Below are 13638 nucleotides of genomic sequence, written 5' to 3'. Positions count from 1 at the left end.
GTCTGTTTTAAATGTCATAATCTTACCTATGAGGAATTGAAACCGATAACCCCAGCTGTGGCAACAACCGAAATAAAATACGTCATAATCTTACCTATGAGGAATTGAAACCACCGCTAGGAGCTTCTGAGAACCGAGATAACTCCGTCATAATCTTACCTATGAGGAATTGAAACAAGACACCTTCTACGTCTTTTACACCCTATACTCCGTCATAATCTTACCTATGAGGAATTGAAACAGAACTTCTGCCGGATCTTCCTTTTCACTATCGAAGTCATAATCTTACCTATGAGGAATTGAAACCGGTGTTTCAGAAACCACATTTTCCAAGTGGAGACAAGTCATAATCTTACCTATGAGGAATTGAAACTAGTGTGAAGTGGTTCATCCAGCGGTAACCCTCTTAGTCATAATCTTACCTATGAGGAATTGAAACTCACTTTTGGTCTTCTTCTCCTCAACAGGTACATATCCGTCATAATCTTACCTATGAGGAATTGAAACCAAGAATTTATAAACTCATATGAGGAACCTAGCACGTCATAATCTTACCTATGAGGAATTGAAACATATTTTTACCCGCTCCATGATATGAATATCCATATGTCATAATCTTACCTATGAGGAATTGAAACTCACTTTTGGTCTTCTTCTCCTCAACAGGTACATATCCGTCATAATCTTACCTATGAGGAATTGAAACACCCACGGTATAGGATCTACTAGATTCGTAATCTCGTCATAATCTTACCTATGAGGAATTGAAACGGGGATATTGAAGAATTAGAGAATCCACTACCTTGGTCATAATCTTACCTATGAGGAATTGAAACAGCTGACAGATGAAGAATTAAGAATATTGAATCCTAGTCATAATCTTACCTATGAGGAATTGAAACTCAGATCTAACCTGAACAGTTTTTTCCGCTTGATCAGTCATAATCTTACCTATGAGGAATTGAAACCGCGATGCCCGGAAAAATAGAGTGATAGTTTGTAAGCCCGAAATATAAAAAGAAGCGTACCTTCCGGTACGCATCGCAAATAGCCGTAAATTCTGATTTTTTTAATCGAATTACGGCTATTTCAATTATTTTCTACATTCTGCCTGGATCATTTTTGACCAAGGCATGTATTGGTCTAAAATTTTTGGGTTTTGATGGATGCCGAGATTCGGTAGATCCGTCAAAAGCTTCTTTATGTATTCGTAGAAATCAACCCCGTTACTTTTGGCAGTTTCTGCAATACTCAAACAAATGGCGTTCGCTTTTGCACCGGCTTCACTAACACTAAAGAGCCAATTTTTTCTTCCTATAACGTTGGGGCGAATGGCATTTTCAGCTGGATTATTATCAATTTCAATGCGCCCATCATATAGGAATGCTTTCAATCCATTAGCTCTGTTCAATGTATATTCAGCTGCTTTCGCGAGGGCGTTTTTCCCGTAGAATGGTGATTTCTCAACCCAATCGAGGAATTTTTCTACAATTGGCTTCGAATATTTTTGGCGTTTTTTCTGCGCTTACTTGGAGCCAAATGTTTAAATTTCCTTTCGAGTCGATATAAATCGTCACAAAAACTGACCCCAATTCTGCCATTTTTGCTGTCCGCCTTCAGCCAATACCGACGAACATGAGCCCAACAATTTGCGAAGGTAACACCTTCCAACTTATCATAAGCAGAATAACCATCACAAATAATCGTTCCAGAAAAGCCTTCAATGAAACTTTCAAGGACAGAACGGGCCCGTGATAAAGCGCTTTGAAAGAGAGTCATTGGTGGCCCTTGGCACGGTACACTTCGGAATACCCAATTATATGCATTGGTTTGACCAGATTTCCCATCGGATCGGTTGAGAATTTGCCCATACGTTTCGTCGACATGCATTAGCGATTTAGTCATCATCAAGACTTTCAATCTATTGTAAATAGGCAAAAGCCAATCATGTGATGCACGAATGATCCAATTTGAAAAGTTCTTATCATTGGTATTCAGGCCATAACGATCCCATTCCTTTACCTGACGGTAAAGGGGTAAGTATTGTGCAAATTTATCATAGATAACTTTGGCAAGTACGCTAGGACTTGCAATACTGCGTTGAATGGGAGGCTGTGGTGCTTTACCTCGTTTAATTTGCGCTTTTTGAAGTGTATCGCCTTTACAATCTACACATCCAAAAGCGTGTTCAATGTGTTGAACTTTCTTCATTCTTGCAGGAATAAATTCTGCCTCTTCACGTACGATCGTACTGCCAATTTCAATCATTTGTCCATGGCAACAGTCACAAATCGTATTTTCTGGATAATGGTGAACGGCTTCTACTTCAATACGGTCATCCAATGAATCATTTCGTTTTTTCTTTTGAACTTTTCGTACAACAGTGTAAGAAATGGTCTGTTGGCTTTGTTCTCCTGTGTGCTCAGGTTCATTAAAAGACGGGTCATCTTCAAATAATGATACTTGACCATCCGGAGTATTATATTTGGATTTTTCGGTTTTGGATCCATATAAAAGTTTGGTTAAATGGCGAACTTGCTCAGTTAACACTTCAATCTGTTTCGATAAGTCCTTGTTTTGTTGATTCGAATGAGCCAATTGCTCTTCGAGCAGTCGAATTAACTTCTCATTTTGATTTTCATTCGTAGAAGAAGTGTTCGCCACATCATTCACCACTTTTCGTTCGGATTCACTCCTCTTATTATAACGAGTTTCAACAGTGGGATAAAGATAAATTAAAGGACATCAACGAATTTAAAAAACACCTTTTGATGATGGTTGAATCGCCTTTGGCTGCTGTATTGATAATCCTTCAAGGAGCCAACGAAGCTCCTGTTGAGAAAGATTGCGTACTTCATTTTCGTCTTTTGGCCATTGGAGTTTGCCGTTATCCAAACGTTTATAAAGCATGGCAAAACCATCTCCATCAAAATACAAACATTTATAACGATCTTTCTTCCATCCAGCAAATAGGAATATAGAATCACCATAGGGATCTAATTCAAAAGAATCTTGAATCAGAGTAGCTAATCCGTCAATTCCCTTTCTCTTATGAGAAGAGTCACATAAGAGAAATTATGCGAAGAGTACTATTATGGGAAGTAGGGATTCGAAAATTGTTTATTACATAATCAAAGTAACAAATATACTTCCCATAATTTTTTATAATTGGGTTACTTGCATAAATCCGTAAGCCAATCCATCAACTTAGCATCCTCCTGCCAGGAAGGAAAATCCTGCATATTTAAATCAATATACGCTTCTTCCATGGCCTTCCTTTTTATCTCATCGTTTAACCTTGCATATATTTCGGTACTTTTAACACTTGCATGGCCAAGAAAATCGCGGATATAAACTAGGGCAATGCCGGCCTGAAGCATATGTGCTGCTCTAGAATGTCTTAACACATGACATGTTATCTTTTCTCTTCTTTGAAATTCGGAATCTAAGCATGCGCTTTCGGCATGCTTTTTCAGAATATAGGCTACCCCTTTTCTAGTTAATTTTTGTTTCTGCTGATTAAGGAATAATGGTGTATCGTTCAATAAGGTGCTGTATCCTGATTTCTGTTCTGTAATATATTCTTTTAACAAAGATGTTGTATTTTTCATTAATGGGACGGAACGTGTTTTATTTCCCTTGCCACGAAGGATGACAACAGATGGTGCGTCAAGCCGGACATCTTGGTAGGTCAGATCAATTATTTCTTGTACCCTTGCACCACTGTCATACATAAGGGCCAACAAAACTAGATTTCTTCTCCCCGCTTTAGTGGAAGTGGCCGGCTGTGCTAATAAGATTTCTGTTTCCCTTAATGTAAGAAACTTAATATCAGGTCGGGAACTCTTTTTCATTGGAATAGCTAATATTTTTTGTAATTCAAACAAATTTTCTGGGCTCTCCAATTGTGCATAGCGTATAAAAGAGTGGAGCGCAGCCAAGCGTTGGTTTCTTGTCGAAATACAGCACCCACGACTGTTTTCAAGCCAATCAAGAAAGCGCAAGACGGATTCACGCGTAAGCAAATCCAGTCGTAGATGTTCTGGTCGAATTTTCTTCTCTTCTTGCCAATACAAAAGGAATAATTTATAGGCATCCCTGTAGGAAGATATAGTATTTTTACTGACATTTAATGTCCCTGGAAGATATCTGGTGAGAAAACTGGACAAGTGTTTAGCAAAATCAGATTCTTTCTTCACTCAAACTACAGCTCCTTTCAGGAATGATATAACCGTGGGCATAATCTAGTTTTGAAATAATTTCTGGATATAAATCAGCAGTAAGCCGAAGATAGTATTCTGTTCCCCTAAAATCCGCATGACCAAGATATGCCGAAAGGTATGGCATTAGGTTGTTCAAGTCATTTCCAGCAAGAGCCCATATTTTAAATCTCTGAACACAAAATGTATGGCGGAGGTCATGTATTCTTGGTCCATGTCCTGTATGTGGAATGCCTGCTCTCCATAAGTATTCTCGATAACGTTTGTATGTACTAGTGTGGGATATATGAGTTCCTGATGTGCGACCTGGAAAATAGAAATCACTTGGACTACTCAATAAGTGCATTTGTTTAGAATAGGCTCTACATCGGTTAATTAAGCTTTCTGCCATAGGAACAATCCGGTCTCTTCCATTCTTCGCATCAATGATAGATAGCCCTCTTCGAGGTTGACATCAGCCACTTTTAACCTTAGTGCTTCCATAACCCTTAACCCACAACCATAAATCATGCGAAAGAGTAGTGGGTCTATTTGTTTTCGATATCCCCGGCTTTGTGATGTCCAAATCAATTATCAATCTGTACAAAGATTTCTTTTAACTCACTTGCGGTATATATATATGGAATACGAATTGGATAAGAAAATCGCTTTTTGGGTGTGATTGGAATTTCAATTTTGTATCCGTGTTTTAAAAGATATCTAGCGAACTGCCGCATTAAACAGAGTCGGCCCTCATATGTCATCCTAGATTCGTTTTTATTTTTGGAACAAAATTGTTCTAATAGATTCCTATTAAGTTGTTCGATACTAATATTTTTTTCATAACAATACTTATCAAACTGTTTCATCCATCTTTCTTGACAGCGGAAACGGTATCCAGCAAGATGTTTCTCATCAATGAAATCTTTTATGCTAGATGATATAGCGCTTTTCCACTCATAATGGGACTTATTCATCAAGGAACACCTCCTCGGGATCAATGGGGCATTTCTTTAGTGCTTCTATGTTAATCTTTAGATAATGACTTGTGCTCTGGGTATTCCTGTGCCCAAGAATTTCCGAGATAACGGGAAGTGCAGCACCATTTTCAAGCATAGTTCGAGCAAGGCTACTTCTTAAGGAGTGTAAGCCTCTATGTTCATTCTTTGGAATCTCAATCCCGGCAATTCGCATATGTTTGTGAAGAACATTTTGAAGTTTATTCCTCTCGGAAATTGGTCCTCCCTCCGGGGAATGTCTTACAAATAATGTAATATCATCAGTTACTGGTCTACCATTCTTTAGATAGTCTATAACGGCCCAACCAACATCCTCTAGTAGAGGGAGTTCAAGTGGCTCACGGGTTTTAGACTGTATGATATGAATTGTTCTGTTCTGCCAGTTAAAGTCGGTAATTTTAATATTGCGAATATCACTTGCGCGAAGTCCAAGTCTCACAACAAGAAGTAACATTGCATAATCTCGCCTACCAACTGGATTACTGCGATCAATGGATTTCATTAGTTTAATGACATCTTCTTTTTTCCAAGAAGAAGGGATGAATGAGTCCCTCACATATCGGATATCAGGAAGGAATGTATGAAGTTCATGAGATACTAGGTGATTTTCAAAAAGGAAATGGAAAAATACACTTAGTTTTGATGTTAATGTTTTTAGATAAACTTTTGAACAGTCAATATAAAGAGTCATAAAACTGGTTATGGTCCCTGCTAAAATATCATCCATGGATGATATATTATTGGCATCTAGAAATGTAAGGAACTTCTTTACGGGATATATTAAGGAACGGCGGCTATGATCCGTATATCCTTTGTACTCACAGAAGGATAAAAACTTTTCATACACATCTGAAAAGCAACCAGGACACTGAAAAGGTTTTTTCTTCCCACTTCTAGCAGCAAAATGGACTGTACCATATTGTTGGAAGTGCCAAAGTTTATTAAGATGACGAATTTTTTCAGTTACATACTGACTGTTATTACCTCTACGGGTATCGAAAGATGCCCCATATCTTTCCTTAACAAATGCATTCCCAAGTTCTTCACTATATTTCGATTGGCCAACTTTATCCGCATAGGACACTAGGAGTGAATAAGTCTGGGAATGTTTTTTAACACCTTTTTCGGTATATCCCTCCTGTCTAAGCGACTTTAATACCTCATGTATTAGCCCATTAATTGTTTGATCCATACAATTACCTCTCTTTCAATTAAGATAAGTTCAGTATGGAACATTATGGGAAGTGTTAATCACATACTTTGCGGTTTTTACGGGTTTTTCTTCAAGTTATTTTCCATAGTTAAACAATTCCCATAATTTCTCATATCTGTCTTACCGCAAATGATGTAAATATTTTTTACGCTTGTATAATCATGTTTCATCAATTTCTCAGCTCCCTCATAAACGTTTGGATGATGTGCTCATCTACGCCGTTAAAGAAGGAAATTTCGACGTTGCCGGTTTTGATCGTGCAAGTAGGATTTGAGGAAATCCCTACTGGATTCTTTGAAGAAACATTTTCGTTTACGGAATGTAACGTTACGGGGACAATGGTTAGTTTTTGTTGTGGCATATGAAAAGCACCTCCCTTAAATTGATATATTCATAGTACCAGGAGGCGCTGTAAGTTTATATGCGTTGTTTGATTGGGGGCTTACGAATTTCGTTTCGTAATTGCTGATTGTGCCGTCATAATCTTACCTATGAGGAATTGAAACTTATAACCTTATAAGGTTACCTTGTAAACCCTTATAGTCATAATCTTACCTAAGAGGAATGAGGTAATCTGACCGAGGGTTTATTATTATTACATTTGTAGAGGTAGGCTTTCTTTTATATTTTAAATTTGCTTATATCAATCTTTTAAACATGAATGGAAAATGGAGAAATAGCAAGCTTGCTTGTTAATAAAATCTAATATTAGTACATTCAACTGCTATTAATAAGGGAGGGAAGGTTATCGCACAGAAATAACCAAGCTATAAAATGAACAAGAGCAGAAGGTGAAAACAGTGATTTTATTCAATTTATCGCTTACTGTGTTTCAGAGAGCTTGGTAAAAATTTAAATTTGTTTTTATCTCAAGCTGGGTTTGAAATTAACCCACCTTGTGTCTTAAATGTCAAGAGGACAGCCGCCGGGACTGTCCTTCTCTTCTAATTCAACTGTAGAAAATTTGCTACATGCGCTGCCAATGTCACCCTATTCCGACCATTTTCCTTCGAGGTATATAAAGCTTTATCAGCTTCCTGCAAAAGCGCGTCCAGTGTCTGAATTTCATTAGTTACTTCAGCGACACCGAAACTGGAGGTGATTGGGACTGGCCCTTTCTCTGTTTCAAGGGGATTTGCTTCAATTTCTGCCCGAATGGTTTCTGCCATTTCACCGGCTCTGTTTAAATCGACATCCGGCAGACAAACGACAAATTCCTCACCGCCGTAGCGGGCAAAAATATACTCTGGAGCCAAACAGCTTTTACATAGATCCACTATATGACAAAGGGCTAAATCTCCAATACTGTGACCGTAACCATCATTAATTTTTTTGAAAAAGTCAATATCAAACAAAAATAAGGACAGAGAGGTCGCTTTATTGATGGCCCTGTTAAGCTCCTGTTGGCTTTTCTCGAGAAAATATGTGCGGTTATGAGCTTTTGTTAACCCGTCCGTGTAGGCAAGCAGCTTTAATTGTTGCTCGAGTTTTTTCTTTTCTGTCACATCACTCAGGACAATCGTTTTTCCCGCTATTTCGTTATTCTTTTTTCGAACATCGGTTATTCGAATTTGATAGTATTTTCCTTTATTGCACCACTCGATTTCTCTATTTTCAGGCAGAGGATCAAAACTAGCCCAGTCCGACCAGACAGAATCAAGCTTTTCTCCGATAGCGGCAAACTTGAGTTTTTCAATCATCCCTCTGGCTCCCTGGTTAAAATCGACAATCCGACTGACCTCGTCAATCACAAGGACACCGTCACGCATACTTTCGAATATTCGATTCCTGGCAATGGGAGCAAGCATAAACAGTTTGGCAGAAAAAATCGCCCAGAAATAAAGAGTGGAAGTAAGACACATGACAATCGGCACCGGATCCATCCCCATCGGTGATAGACCAATTAAGTATAGAAACGAGGCTGTCATTGGGATAACCTGGCCCAAAATTAACGTTAAAATCTGTTTCCAATAGGCTGTTCGGGTTTGAATCCAGTACCAAAGCAAAATAAAGGTTCCAAGCACCATGGTCGCAAAAGTATAACTGCCGTGAACAAGATACCAAGGACCAGCTGTGATGTCGGCTAGTGGTACACTTTCATTTGGACGTAAATAAACGGAGCGATAAAACAAATGATGAAAATCATTGGTTACGCTCATTAAAAAGGTAATGAGCGGTACCAGAAATACTGGGATCATGATTTTGGGCTTGATAAATCGGTCCAGCCCGGCAAATTGTAAAATTAATACAAGACATGTCGGCGTAATAAATGGTAAACCGGCATATTGAACTTTTAGCCAGAATTTAATTTCCACCAGGGAACTGCTTGATAATTCAAATGCATGTCCAAAAACATAGATAGCAGAAAAACAAGACATTAAAATGAAGAGTTTGCTGCCTGAAAAGACATTCCTTTTGACGAAGGCGTAGATGGCCAGTAAGGATGATAAGACTCCCGATATACAAACAATAACAACATATGTGAAAATTTCGAGATTCATCCTTTCACCTCCCAGCCGTCTTTTTTAGCTACCATGAAAGTATAACTCTATTTTCATTCTTTGTGGTGCGGCGCTAATTTTGCGCTGCATGGTGGACTAATAGGAAAGTACAAAATTTTTCCGAATTTTATCCTTTCCCATGTCGCATAAATCAACTGCGCCTCATGAACCGTCCTTTCGGATTCGCCAGCCGGCGAGTTTTCATTTATATACCCATTAGAGTATTATACCAAAATTACTAAATTTCGTAATTAATAATTGCCGAAAAATTTTTTATTTTAAAGTTCATCCGCTAGTCCAAGCAGGGCAATCCCAATCATTACAAACACAATCACTGCATAGTGCTGTTTGCTGAGTTTTTCCTTTAAGAAAATACGTGAAAGGATCACCGATACAATACTATAAGAAGCAATCAGCGGTGCGGCGATAATGGCATTTTTCGCCATGGCGAACACGTAAAAGAATTGCCCCGCTGTTTCCAATATAGCGGCACAGCCTTTGTCGCGTTCTCTGAAAATTTGAAAGGGCTCGTTTTTGATAAATTTGAGAAACACATAAGATGCCACGGCACATATGAGAAAAGTATATTCATAAGCAATCAATGCAGCATCTTCGCTGATCAGCTTTAGTTCATCAAGATAAATACCGTCGGCAAAGGTTCCTAATCCATCAAGAATACAATACATTATCGGAAATGTTATGGCCAAAAAGCTAATTTGATATTTTTTATCAATATGTACGTTGTTTGCTCTGAGTTCTGCTGTCTCAGCTCTTTTTTCCAAAATGGCCAGCCCAATCACGCCTAAACTGACAATTACCACCCCAACGATATGCATAATGCCCAGTTCTCGGGGAAAAAAGATAAATAATAAAATGGCTGTAATGGCCCCGGAAGAATTTTGCACAGGCGAAGCAATAGAAAGTTCAATATACCTTAGCCCAACATAGCCAATTGCCATTGATAGGATGTAGAAAGCGGAAACAGGCAAGTATTTTACAAGATCAATAGGGTCAAAAGTTAATCCTTTTATTAACATGTACGCCGTTGCGTGAATTCCCATGACCAAGCCAACCATGACCACAATTTTCAAATGGCTGTATGGATCGTTACTGTCGGTCCCCCGCTTATAAAACAGGTCAGCACCGCCCCAAGCAAAAGTCGTTAATAGTGCAAAAACAAACCACATTGTACCTTCTCCTTACAAAATAATTAAAAAACCCTATAATTATATACATATTCAGGAGTTAAGTCCATGAAAACTATGGAAGCCTCGGGGTTTCTTTTTAACTATGAATATTCTAAAATTATACCTAAGATTTTCAATGGAGACAGGGGGATTAATGGTGAGAGGGAAGATAAAGATATTAACAGCGATGCTGATATGGGGTAGCATTGGGATATTTGTCAAAAATATCGATCTGTCATCCAGCGAAATTGCTTTGCTCCGGGGAGTCATCGGAAGCTTATTTTTACTCGGTGCAAGTATGCTGATAAAACAAAAGATTTCGTTGCAAGCGATCAGGAAAAACGCGCTGCTGTTAATTCTGTCTGGAGCGGCGATCGGCTTCAATTGGATTTTGCTGTTCCAAGCTTATCGTTATACAACCGTTTCTAATGCAACATTAAGCTATTACTTCGCCCCTATTTTTGTGATGATCGCCGCGCCTTTTGTGCTAAAGGAAAAATTGGCGAGGTTTCATGTCATCAGTATTATCACAGCAATGATCGGCTTGTTTTTAGTCAACCTCGGAGGGACAAGCGGCGGTGCTTCAGGAAACAATGCAGTCGGAATTCTTTATGGCTTGTCCGCGGCGGCCCTCTATGCAAGTGTCGTGCTAATCAATAAATTTATTAAAAACTTGCCAGGCTTTGAGACAACGGTGATTCAATTAATCATCGCAAGTATTGTGTTGTTTCCTTATGTCCTATTTAGGGACCAGCTTGATTTTTCAGGCCTTAACGGACAGTCGATTTTGTTTATTTTAATCGTCGGTATTCTTCATACGGGCATTGCCTATTTTCTTTATTTTACTTCGATAAAGGATTTAAAAGGGCAGACTATTGCGGTGTTAAGCTATCTGGACCCAGTGTCAGCGGTTATTTTTGCGGCGGTTATTCTAGGCGAGAACATGGGCATGCTGCAAATATTGGGGGGCTCCTTATTCTAGGATCCACCTATTTAAGTGAAAGAATGGAAGTAAGGGTAAACAGGTTGAACAATAGTAATGCTTAAAAAATGAGGCGGTCCTTCTTGGTGTCAGGCACCACAAAACAGTTTTTTTTCTGTGGTGTTTGACACCAACTCTTTCAGGACGGCCTCAGGAATTTTTTTAAATATAGTAGATATAATCCTCCGGCAATACTCTTTTGAGGAATTGCTTTGTCCGCTCTTCTTTCGGATTGGAGAAAATTTCGTTTGGCGTCCCTTCTTCTACAATCACTCCGCCATCCATAAACACGACTCGATTGGCAACATCTCGGGCAAACGACATTTCATGGGTGACCACCAGCATCGTCGTGCCTTCTTTGGCAATGTTCTTCATGACGGTTAACACCTCGCCGACCAGCTCGGGATCAAGGGCAGAGGTCGGTTCATCGAATAAGATGATATCCGGATTAAGGGCTACAGCTCTGGCGATGCCAACCCGCTGCTGCTGTCCGCCGGATAATTGGCTCGGATAAGCGTCGTATTTTTCCGACAGACCGACTTTATCCAATGCTTTTTTGCCAATTTCAACTGCTTCCGCTTTCGGAACCTTTCTGCCAATGATCAGCCCCTCCGTTACATTTTCGAGCGCTGTTTTATTGTTAAACAGATTATAGTTTTGAAAAACAAAAGCGGTTTTTTGCCGGATCACATGAATTTGTTTTTTCGATGCCGTTTTTAGATGAACATTGATATCACCGAAATTGGCATAGCCTTCATCCGCTTTTTCGAGGAAATTGATACAGCGTAGCAGGGTTGTCTTTCCGGAACCGCTGGGGCCAAGGATGACGACTACATCCCCTTTATCAATTTGTAAATCTACCCCTTTTAAAATCTCATTTTGACCAAATGATTTATGAATGTTTTTAATCTCTAACATTTTCTGCCTCCAGTTTCATTTAGGCATGTGCGATTTTATATTTGCTTAAGCGTTTTTCATAACGTTTAAAAAGATATTCTACTAAACTGCATAAAATCAGGTAGACTAGAAAAATATCGATGTACGCCTCTACATAGTTGTAGCCGACATTTGCCGCTACTTTTGCCCGGAGCGTGATTTCCTGCAGTGACATCGCATACCCCAGTGATGTGGCTTTGATCAGATTGACGGTGGCGGTACAAATATTGGGCAGGGCCGTAACCAGGACTTGAGGGATGATGATCCGCCGCAATGCCTGCACATTGGTTAAGCCGACGGAATAGGCCGCCTCCAGCTGACCTTTGCTGACAGTGCTGATAGCTGAACGGAAAATTTCTATCATGATGGCCGTCGTATTAATGGAAAACACGATAAAGGCATACCAAATCGGATTGATATCATAAACATTTTTATCAATATGATATTTTTCAAAAATGGATGATAAAAATAACGGGACACTGCTATAAACAATAAAGATTTGGACAATGACAGGCGTTCCTCTGATAAACGAAACATACACTTGGGCAAACCGTTGCAGGACGGGAATTTGATTAATCCTCGTTAAGGCAAGTAAAAAGCCAAGCGGCAGGGCAATGAGCAGCGAGATAATTGTAATAATTAGTGCTGTGGGTACACCTGATAATGCGACAAAAAAAGTATCCACCAAAAACTTAAAATCCACTCTGTCACCACCTTATGTTGTCTTAATGACTTGCTTACCTTTGCTAAAGATTTTTTCTAATTTGAAGAAGACTTGTTCGATCACGATTGAGATTACCCAATAAATGACCGATAGGGCGATATAGGTTTCGAGTGCGTGGGCATTAAATCTGCCGTCGATTATCAGGCTGGCTTTTCCCATGACATCGATTAGTCCTATGGTATAGGCCAATGAGCCCTCTTTGATTAATTCCAATAAACTGTTGCCGAAATTTGGCAAGGCGACAACAAGGGCTTGCGGAAAAACAATTCTTCGGTAGGCTTGGAAATTGCTAAGTCCGACACTTACCGCCGCTTCAAATTGTCCTTTATCGATAGATTGATAGGCAGAACGGATCACCTCTGCCATGGCTGCGGCAAATTGCAGTGAAAACGTAATGACAATAAAAAACAGTTTATCGACATTATCGAGCAGTAAACCAAAGTTTTCCGCCAAAGCCGGCAAACCATAATAAACTAAAAAAAGCAGGACAATCGATGGTGTACACCGTAATGCTGTTATATAGGCGTTGGCGATTTTTCGGGCAACCTTGTTATTTCCAATTTTCATTGCAGCCAACATAAAGCCGAGCAGTGTACCAAACAGAACCGACAAACCGGCAACCAGGAAGGTTACTTTAACATAAGGGAGTAACATAGGAAATGACTCCCATATATAGCTGGCGTTAAAATATTTCTCCATGTTTTACCCCCAACTTTTCATTGTAATAATCGCAGGGAAATGGTGTCAGACACCATGAAAAAGGAGACTAGTTGAATGACAACTAGATATAAGTATGTGATAACTTCACAAACTGTCCACTCCACACGGACATTTGTCCACGAGTGGTGCCTGACACCACTCATTACTAACACCATTC

Annotated in this window: 13 protein-coding genes, 2 pseudogenes and 1 CRISPR repeat array (1 of these 16 running past the window's edge); of the genes and pseudogenes, 2 read left to right on the top strand and 13 right to left on the bottom strand. The window is 39.3% G+C overall.

The window, feature by feature from the left end; translation table 11 throughout:
• A CRISPR array of direct repeats spans window positions 1-968; the repeat unit is 30 nt; unit sequence GTCATAATCTTACCTATGAGGAATTGAAAC; it reaches 17278 nt to the left of the window's first position.
• A 125-nt stretch (window positions 969-1093) separates the two neighbouring features.
• From RCG24_RS13050 to RCG24_RS13010, 10 genes and pseudogenes are all read right to left on the bottom strand, one after another.
• Window positions 1094-1255 carry a transposase domain-containing protein gene (locus tag RCG24_RS13050; protein WP_308079178.1) on the bottom strand — a complete coding sequence of 54 codons (162 nt, stop codon included), beginning with the start codon at window positions 1253-1255 and terminating at the stop codon, window positions 1094-1096.
• Between the two features lie 75 nt (window positions 1256-1330).
• Window positions 1331-2550, bottom strand: a pseudogene (locus RCG24_RS13045) (IS66 family transposase); the annotation flags it as partial.
• Window positions 2551-2754: 204 nt separating this feature from the next.
• Window positions 2755-3063: pseudogene (gene tnpB, locus RCG24_RS13040) on the bottom strand (IS66 family insertion sequence element accessory protein TnpB); the annotation flags it as partial.
• Between the two features lie 110 nt (window positions 3064-3173).
• On the bottom strand, window positions 3174-4199 hold the full coding sequence (locus RCG24_RS13035; protein ID WP_308077205.1) for a tyrosine-type recombinase/integrase: 1026 nt from the start codon (window positions 4197-4199) through the stop codon (window positions 3174-3176).
• Window positions 4183-4647 carry a tyrosine-type recombinase/integrase gene (locus RCG24_RS21300; RefSeq protein ID WP_374049159.1) on the bottom strand — a complete coding sequence of 155 codons (465 nt, stop codon included), beginning with the start codon at window positions 4645-4647 and terminating at the stop codon, window positions 4183-4185. The genes RCG24_RS13035 and RCG24_RS21300 overlap by 17 nt, the downstream gene beginning before the upstream one ends.
• A gap of 139 nt (window positions 4648-4786) precedes the next feature.
• The gene (locus RCG24_RS13030) at window positions 4787-5176 is read right to left on the bottom strand and encodes a hypothetical protein (protein ID WP_308077204.1); all 390 of its coding nucleotides are present in this window, start codon (window positions 5174-5176) and stop codon (window positions 4787-4789) included.
• Window positions 5169-6410 carry a site-specific integrase gene (locus tag RCG24_RS13025; RefSeq protein WP_308077203.1) on the bottom strand — a complete coding sequence of 414 codons (1242 nt, stop codon included), beginning with the start codon at window positions 6408-6410 and terminating at the stop codon, window positions 5169-5171. Before RCG24_RS13025 ends, RCG24_RS13030 begins: the two co-directional genes overlap by 8 nt.
• A 190-nt stretch (window positions 6411-6600) precedes the next feature.
• Window positions 6601-6792, bottom strand: coding sequence for a hypothetical protein (locus RCG24_RS13020; protein WP_308077202.1), 192 nt, complete (start codon window positions 6790-6792; stop codon window positions 6601-6603).
• 583 nt (window positions 6793-7375) lie between these two features.
• Window positions 7376-8932: a histidine kinase N-terminal 7TM domain-containing diguanylate cyclase gene (locus RCG24_RS13015; protein ID WP_308077201.1), complete on the bottom strand. Its 1557-nt coding sequence runs from the start codon at window positions 8930-8932 to the stop codon at window positions 7376-7378.
• Between the two features lie 278 nt (window positions 8933-9210).
• Window positions 9211-10119: an EamA family transporter gene (locus RCG24_RS13010; protein WP_308077200.1), complete on the bottom strand. Its 909-nt coding sequence runs from the start codon at window positions 10117-10119 to the stop codon at window positions 9211-9213.
• Window positions 10120-10185: 66 nt separating this feature from the next.
• Here RCG24_RS13010 and RCG24_RS13005 point away from each other — a divergent pair, with 66 nt between their 5' ends.
• Both RCG24_RS13005 and RCG24_RS13000 read left to right on the top strand, forming a co-directional pair.
• A complete protein-coding gene (locus RCG24_RS13005) occupies window positions 10186-10323 on the top strand; it encodes a hypothetical protein (protein ID WP_202652936.1) in 138 nt (45 codons plus the stop codon).
• Window positions 10274-11101, top strand: a complete 828-nt coding sequence (locus tag RCG24_RS13000; protein WP_308077199.1) for a DMT family transporter — start codon at window positions 10274-10276, stop codon at window positions 11099-11101. Before RCG24_RS13005 ends, RCG24_RS13000 begins: the two co-directional genes overlap by 50 nt.
• Before the next feature lie 162 nt (window positions 11102-11263).
• Here the strand turns inward: RCG24_RS13000 and RCG24_RS12995 are convergent, their stop codons facing one another.
• The 3 genes from RCG24_RS12995 to RCG24_RS12985 are packed head-to-tail and all read right to left on the bottom strand — an operon-like array spanning window position 11264 to window position 13415.
• The gene (locus tag RCG24_RS12995; RefSeq protein ID WP_308077198.1) at window positions 11264-12019 is read right to left on the bottom strand and encodes an amino acid ABC transporter ATP-binding protein; all 756 of its coding nucleotides are present in this window, start codon (window positions 12017-12019) and stop codon (window positions 11264-11266) included.
• Window positions 12020-12038: 19 nt separating this feature from the next.
• Complete coding sequence (locus RCG24_RS12990; protein WP_308077197.1) at window positions 12039-12740, bottom strand: amino acid ABC transporter permease; 702 nt, start codon at window positions 12738-12740, stop codon at window positions 12039-12041.
• Window positions 12741-12752: 12 nt separating this feature from the next.
• Complete coding sequence (locus RCG24_RS12985) at window positions 12753-13415, bottom strand: amino acid ABC transporter permease (RefSeq protein WP_308077196.1); 663 nt, start codon at window positions 13413-13415, stop codon at window positions 12753-12755.
• Window positions 13416-13638 lie beyond the last annotated feature (223 nt).

The organism is Neobacillus sp. OS1-32, assembly GCF_030915425.1.
Classification (GTDB): domain Bacteria; phylum Bacillota; class Bacilli; order Bacillales; family Cytobacillaceae; genus Neobacillus; species Neobacillus paridis.
Note: the sequence above shows the minus strand (reverse complement) of the source record. Positions and strands in the feature narration are given on the sequence as shown.